The organism is Geodermatophilus pulveris, assembly GCF_900188375.1.
Lineage (GTDB): Bacteria > Actinomycetota > Actinomycetes > Mycobacteriales > Geodermatophilaceae > Geodermatophilus > Geodermatophilus pulveris.
This window is the reverse complement of sequence record NZ_FZOO01000003.1, coordinates 504369-510755: the sequence shown is the minus strand read 5'-3', so window position 1 is coordinate 510755 and position 6387 is coordinate 504369. Positions and strand designations below refer to the sequence as shown.

Sequence of the window (6387 nt, the reverse complement as noted above, 5' to 3'; positions counted from 1 at the left end):
CCCACCGGCCGACCACCCGGCCCCACCCGGAAGTGACGGACGCCCGAACCCACGGAACGTGGGTCCGGGCGTCCAGGATGTCTTGCGACATCACATGGTCGGGGTGGCGGGATTTGAACCCACGGCCCCCCGCTCCCAAAGCGGGTGCGCTACCAAGCTGCGCCACACCCCGTGGCCCCAGGGAGTCTAGGCGCGCCCCGCGGCGGGGCCGTCCGGACGGCGGCCCCGCTCAGCCCTGGTAGGTGTTGGCCGGCGCCTCGACCGGGGTCACCGAGCGGGGCGCGATGACCGCCTCGGGGTGGCCGCCGACCGGGTGCGGCCGGGGTGGCGCCCAGGAGCCGACGACCTCGACCCACTGGTCGGCGGCGAGGTCCCCGCGCCCGGCGTCGACCACGACGGTGACCGCCACCGCGTCGGCCGCGCAGCACGTGATGCCGATGCGCGAGACGTACCAGCCGCCGCCGTCGCGGGGGGTCACGAACCCGGTGAGGCGGACCAGCCGGCCGTTCAGCGCGCTGGTGTCGGCGGCGAGGGCGTGCAGGGAGTAGTCGAGGAGGCCCATCGTGCGGTGCCGCTCGCCGGGGTCGTCCGGTCCGATGTCGGCGGCCGGGGGTTCGGCCGCGGCCTCGACCTGCAGGGCCTGCCGCGCCGCGGTGAAGGAGCCCAGCGCGGGCGGGGCGACGAGCAGGACCACCGTGACGGGGAGGAGCAGCAGCCAGGCCACGCGGGGGGCGCCGTGGCCGTGCGCACCTCCAGGAGAGCGCTCGCGGAGGAGGCCGGCCAGGCCGAGGAGGAGCAGGACGGCGCCGGCGCCCAGGAGCAGCGGCCGGAAGCCGGGCCGGACGTAGGCGAGGTGGGCGTCGCCCAGCGCGACGGCGAGGGTGACGCCACCGAGCAGCAGGAGGACCCAGAGCTGGGTCAGCCGGTCCACGGGCGGCTCCTCACCAGACGACCCAGGCGACGGCGAGCGCCGAGAGGACGGCGACGGCGAAGGTGACGGGTGCGAACCGCAGGGCGAACCGGCGTCCGAAGGTGCCCGACTGCAGCGCGATGAGCTTGACGTCGACGACCGGCCCGACGACGAGGAAGACCAGCCGGGAGGTGAGGCTGAAGGAGGTCAGGCTGGCGGCCACGAAGGCGTCGGCCTCCGAGCAGATGGCCAGGACGACGGCGAGGACGGCCAGCACCAGCACCGACAGCACCGCGGAGTCGCCGATCGACTCCAGCCACGCCCGGGGGACGGCGACGTTGAGGGTGGCCGCGGTGATCCCGCCGACGACGAGGAAGCCGCCGGCGTGCAGCAGGTCGTGCTGGGCGGCGGTGCGGAAGGTGTCGAGGCGGCCGGCGCCTGCGTGGCCGGCGGCGCGGGACGGCAGCCGCAGCCACTCCCCGCGCCCGTAGGCGGTCCACAGCCACCCCATGACGACGGCCACGACGAGGGAGGCGGCGAAGCGGGCGACCGCCATGAGCGGCTCGTCGGGGAAGGCGACCGCGGTGGCGACCAGCACGACCGGGTTGATGGCGGGGGCCGACAGCAGGAACGCCAGCGCCGCCGCAGGGGCGACGCCGCGGCGCACCAGGCTGCCGGCGACCGGCACGGAGGCGCACTCGCAGCCGGGCAGCACCGCGCCGCTCAACCCGGCCACCGGGACCGCGAGCGCCGGCCGCCGCGGCAGGGCGCGCTGGAAGAAGGACGGCGGGACGAAGGCGCTGATGGCGGCGGACAGCAGCACCCCGACGACCAGGAACGGCAGGGCCTGCAGGCAGACCGCGACGAAGATGGTCGCCCAGGCCTGCAGGCCGGGGATGGCGAACAGGTCCGGCCACAGCCACCGGATGACGAGGACCTGGACCAGGAGCCCGATCAGGAAGTCCCGGGACGAGGGCAGCGACCGTCTCCGGTCCGCGGGCGAGGCCGCGCGGCCCCGGGCCCCTGGCGACGTGGCCGGCTCCGCCGGGGAACGGGACACCGGTTCCCCCCGTCTGTCGATGACCGTCCGGAGTCGGCGGTCACCCTGCCACGCGGGCTGCGTTCTCGGCGACGTCCGACCGCGCCGGCGCGATGAGGTGCCGTCAGGACTCACGGATCAGGTGCGCGCTACCCTCGTCCCGGACTGGGAGCCCGGCCGACCTCGGTCAGCGGGGCGCCTCACGGCGAGGGGGCGCGTTCTCTCGCTCGGTCTCGCGGGTGTAGCTCAATGGTAGAGCCCCAGCCTTCCAAGCTGGCCATGCCGGTTCGATCCCGGTCACCCGCTCCATGCATAACTGCAGGTCAATCGGCCTGTCAGGCTCTTCAGAGAAGCTCTGGAGAAGCCTCCGTACGGCCCGTTCAACCCTTTCGTGACCCCTGTTTTCCGCTGCGTGGGTCATGAATGGGTCACGCCGCTCGGCTTGAACGGCCCGGTGAGACAGCCTCGCCGGCCACCCATCCGAGCCCGTGACCCACTTGGGTCACGGGCCCACTCCTCAGGACCTATAGCTGGGCACGGGCTGTGTGCAGGCGGCCGGTCAGCCGGTGGATCTCCGGATCCCGGTCCAGCGCCGCGTGCCCCTCGCCACGGGGCGCCGGGCGCTCGGCATTGAGCCGGTCGGACAAGCTCCCACGTCGGGATCGCCGAGCACGGCAGTTGAGCATGGACAGCTGTACGCGGTGGCATGTGTGTTGCTCTCCGAGGGACACGAAAGGCGAGCGGCGCCATGAGGCTCGAGCCCTGGAGGGTCGGGGGGGTCGGCCGTGGCAAGAGTTCGACGGAGCTTGAGGCACGCAAAGTCTCGTGACAGCGTCCACGCGCTGCGTCACGGGGACGCTGGACTGGGCCACCCGGAAGGCGCGGAATCGTCCAACCCGGCTGTTTGACCCGTCCAGCTGGTCGGGCCGACAGCCGTGGGCGTGGTGCGCTCAGCGATGGCTCTCCGGCGCCCCCATGTGCCCTCGACCTCGACGTGCACCGCCCCACTTGGCCCCTGATGGCGAACCGGGCGGGAGACTCGGAGGGACCTGACCTACTGTGCCGAGATGAGCTTCCTGCAGGACCCCGATCGTGGGCGTCCGCCGAAGCAGATGAACGCGGTGCTCGGTCTATATGACAGCCCGCCACACCGTGATTGGCTGGTGTGGTGGACCGTCGGATGGACGATCCTCGCTGGCATTGCCATCGCCTTTCCGGACGAGGGCAGCACGTCGACGACCACCCTGCCGCGGTGGCTGGACGCTTTACTCGCGGCCGTCGTCTTCGGCGTCCTCTTCGGGATTTTCCCGACCTGTATCCGCCTGCTGATCCGGCGGGCGCGCTACCGCAAGGTCCGAAGAGGCGCGAACCCGAGCCATGGCCTGCGCAGCGAATCCGTGCCGTCTCCGGCCCCGGCGACACCCCGGCCGGCGCCTTCCGTGCCGACTCCGGGTCCCTCCACCGCACCCCCTCCGCCGCCTCCACGTTCGGAGTGGCAGGCCAGGAGGGGGCCGGCGTCCGTGCCACCGGAGGCGCCTCCGAGCCGGCCGGCTGAGCCCGCCCGCGCACAGCAGTCGACCGTGCCGCCGGCCCCCGAGGCCGGTCGCGCGGCCCGGCGCGCGCAGCCGGCGACGTCCGGACCGGCTCAGCCGCCGAAAGCCCCAGCTGATGTCACACCCATCGACGCGCTGGACTTGCAAGCTGTGCGCAACTGCGAGGTGCTGTCTAAGGCACGCTCCGACATGCCTTATCCCGTGGCGCGGGCCGTACGGGCAGTCCAGAGCGCGACGACTCTACGGGACGTCTACGAGGGGATGCTGCGGGGCGCCGAGGCACTGACTGTGGTGTTGGGCGTCGTCGCGACGACCTGGGCGCGCGAGTACGACGTGAAGACCCCGCAGCTGGCCGACCTCGGTGAGGCGATTGTGACCGGCGGCGCCTCTCAGGGCCACTGGATCCAGGCACTTGCATCTGTCGGCGGCCCGATGTCGCAACATCCGCAGCCCGTCGCCGGACTGAGCGCGGCGCTCAAGCGCGGTAAGGGCGGGAGCGGGCTCATCGCTGACCTCAACGAGCTGGTGCAGGAGCGCAATCGGTGGGCGCATGGGGCCGCGCCGCGGAACGAACTGGAGGCGTCCGACCGGCTGCAGATGGTGCTGCCGGTGTACGAGCGTGCCATGGAGAAGGCACGGTTCTTGGCTGAGTGCCCGTGGATCCTCACTAGTAACTCACGATATCGGCGAAGCGAGGGTGACTTCCAGGTACACGCGTCGCGGACGATGGGTGATCACCCCGACTTCGAGCAGACGACGTTCATCAGCGCCACTCCGCTCGCGGACGACGTGTTCTACCTGCACGTGGGCGACGACTTCATCGACATGACGCCGCTAGTGGTCATGCGCCAGTGCCCGACCTGTCACCAACGCGAGGTCTCGTACGCCGACCGGCTCGACGAGCGGCAAGGCGTGTCGCTGAAGACCTTCGACCGTGGGCACGTGTTGTTCGACCGAAGCCTGATCGAAGAGGTGCGCGCCCTGACGCACGGCGTAGGTCGGCACTCGGACACCGCGTGACGGACCTCCTTTGACCTGACATGTCGCCATGTCGATGGCCCGAATCAGTCCACCCGGCTCAGGCTCCTCGAGCCACTCGAGCTCTCCAACATCGACGGTCAGGCCGCACGGCGAACGAGGCAGCCTGACCCACTTCCTGGACGTGGTGTCCGGAGAGCCGGGTCAGCGGACTTGCCCCGGCGCACACTCACGCACCCTGAGTGAAAGAGCGCGTGGTCACGTTCCTGTGGGGACCGGCGTCCGGGCAGCCGAAGACCTTTCCGACCTTTACGGTCCGGATGCCCTGGCCGCCCTCCGAGCGGCCTGCGCTTGACCCATGATTGGCTGGGCCGCGCAGCGCGACTTGTTTGCCCCGCCGTCGGACACCGGGGCGCTCCCAGCGTGCGGCGCTGACGGACAGATCCGGGCGCCTTCGGGCCAGGCGCGTCCGGCAGAGTGACGTCCGCGCATAGCCGTCTGTGCTGGCCGAGCGGGTGGTGCGCAGGCCGGTAGGCGTCAAGCACCTCGGCAGGGAGCCGACCGTGCTCTCCGACATCGCCGCCGTGCGGTGCATCCGCGGGAACCGGTTGCCGGGATTCCCGACGCACCGTCCACGACGATCCGCCGAGGAGCGCCACCGCGCCGAGCGCCGAGTACACAGCCCCCGACCTCGATGACGATGACCTGGACAACCTCGGGGTCAACCGCCTGCGCAATGGCGCAACCCGCGGCGAGGTGCCGCTCCTGGGCCGCTGGCTTGACGTGACGCCCGACGACACGACGGGTCCGCCTGTCCTTGCTGAGGGCGAGCCGCAGCATCACCCGGTGGGCTTGAACGTAGGATCCATAAATCGACTATCGGCCTCAAAGATCACGGAGATGTGCAGCTCTCGGAGCAACGCCAGCATGTCCGGCGCGGGCGCCTCCGGCAGGAGGACTGCGAGGTTTGGACGCGGTGAGATTCGCCGGCGATAGTCCATCAACTGACCGATCGCATATCGAATGTACTCGCGAGAACTGCCAGCCTTCGCCTCGATGAGGAGATTCTGGGCGCGGTCGAAGAGATCGACTCGAAGAGTGCCCGACTCCGAGGGAAGAAGCACGCTGCTCATGGCGCGCCCCTTTTTCGTCAACCAGGCCAAATAGCGGTCTACGAGCTGCGCCTCGGCCCGGACAACCGTCCGCGTGGTCTCGGAATAGGTCACTTCCGTCTCCGTGATGCGCATCTGCTCCGTGTCTACGAGCCGGGTCGCCGCGGTAGCGGGGATCTGCATGGCGCCAGACGGCAGGCCAGCCTCCAGGCGCTCACGGGCCTGAGCGGTCAACTGCTCGCGCACCTGAGGCTCGGCCGCCATGGCCTTGAAGACGGCGAGCGCCTCGCCGGTGACGGGCTTGAGCCCCCTTCCTGGATGCAATGTCCCTTGGTAATTACCAAGCCGGCGGCTAATTGAGCCCGTCGTACGTCGCGTTAGCCTGGCGAGCTCCTCCACAGCACGATCTCGAGCACCCGAACTGTGCCCCCGCCTCAAATAGAGGTCGGCCACGACGATGTACTCATCGAGCGACCAAAGCTGACCCGTGGGATCTGGTTGCGCCACGCGGGCATGGTGTCATGGCGGCACAAGTGAAGCCGGTCGACTTGCCGCATACTCGGTCGCTTCGTCAATCTCGGGCTAGTTTTGACGCTCGAGTAATTCAGCCATGACACGTGACCACACGGCATGCGCCAGACGGACAAGGGGATCAGGGAGGACGGCTACCCGGTCGTCATCTTGGCCGGACCAGCGGTTGTTCGGATCCTCAAGGACGCCGGGCTGGGTGGCGTTGGCAGCCTGACCGATGGCTGGGCAGGCGGTGTCCGCGGGACTGATTACCAGCTCGGCGTC

Annotated in this window: 4 protein-coding genes and 2 tRNA genes; 2 read left to right on the top strand and 4 right to left on the bottom strand. The window is 70.4% G+C overall.

The window, feature by feature from the left end; genetic code table 11:
- Positions 1–95 precede the first annotated feature (95 nt).
- The 3 genes from CHB98_RS09150 to CHB98_RS09140 all read right to left on the bottom strand — a co-directional run bounded on the left by CHB98_RS09150 (position 96) and on the right by CHB98_RS09140 (position 1970).
- Positions 96–172, bottom strand: a tRNA-Pro gene (locus CHB98_RS09150).
- A gap of 57 nt (positions 173–229) precedes the next feature.
- The gene (locus CHB98_RS09145) at positions 230–931 is read right to left on the bottom strand and encodes a TIGR03943 family putative permease subunit (protein ID WP_089305245.1); all 702 of its coding nucleotides are present in this window, start codon (positions 929–931) and stop codon (positions 230–232) included.
- Between the two features lie 10 nt (positions 932–941).
- Positions 942–1970 (bottom strand): permease, encoded by a 1029-nt coding sequence (locus CHB98_RS09140; protein WP_089305244.1) that lies wholly within the window; start codon positions 1968–1970, stop codon positions 942–944.
- A 214-nt stretch (positions 1971–2184) separates the two neighbouring features.
- Between CHB98_RS09140 and CHB98_RS09135 the strand changes: the two genes are divergently transcribed.
- Together CHB98_RS09135 and CHB98_RS21100 are read left to right on the top strand one after the other, a co-directional pair.
- Positions 2185–2258 (top strand) — tRNA-Gly (locus tag CHB98_RS09135).
- A 758-nt stretch (positions 2259–3016) separates the two neighbouring features.
- Complete coding sequence (locus CHB98_RS21100; protein ID WP_143425040.1) at positions 3017–4522, top strand: hypothetical protein; 1506 nt, start codon at positions 3017–3019, stop codon at positions 4520–4522.
- A gap of 797 nt (positions 4523–5319) precedes the next feature.
- Here CHB98_RS21100 and CHB98_RS09125 read toward each other — a convergent pair.
- Positions 5320–6099: a hypothetical protein gene (locus CHB98_RS09125; RefSeq protein ID WP_143425038.1), complete on the bottom strand. Its 780-nt coding sequence runs from the start codon at positions 6097–6099 to the stop codon at positions 5320–5322.
- Positions 6100–6387: the final 288 nt, after the last annotated feature.

Bases quoted from the DNA above. Each gene is read 5' to 3' on its own strand.
- CHB98_RS21100 (WP_143425040.1), top strand. From the start codon at position 3,017: ATGAGCTTCCTGCAGGACCCCGATCGTGGGCGTCCGCCGAAGCAGATG.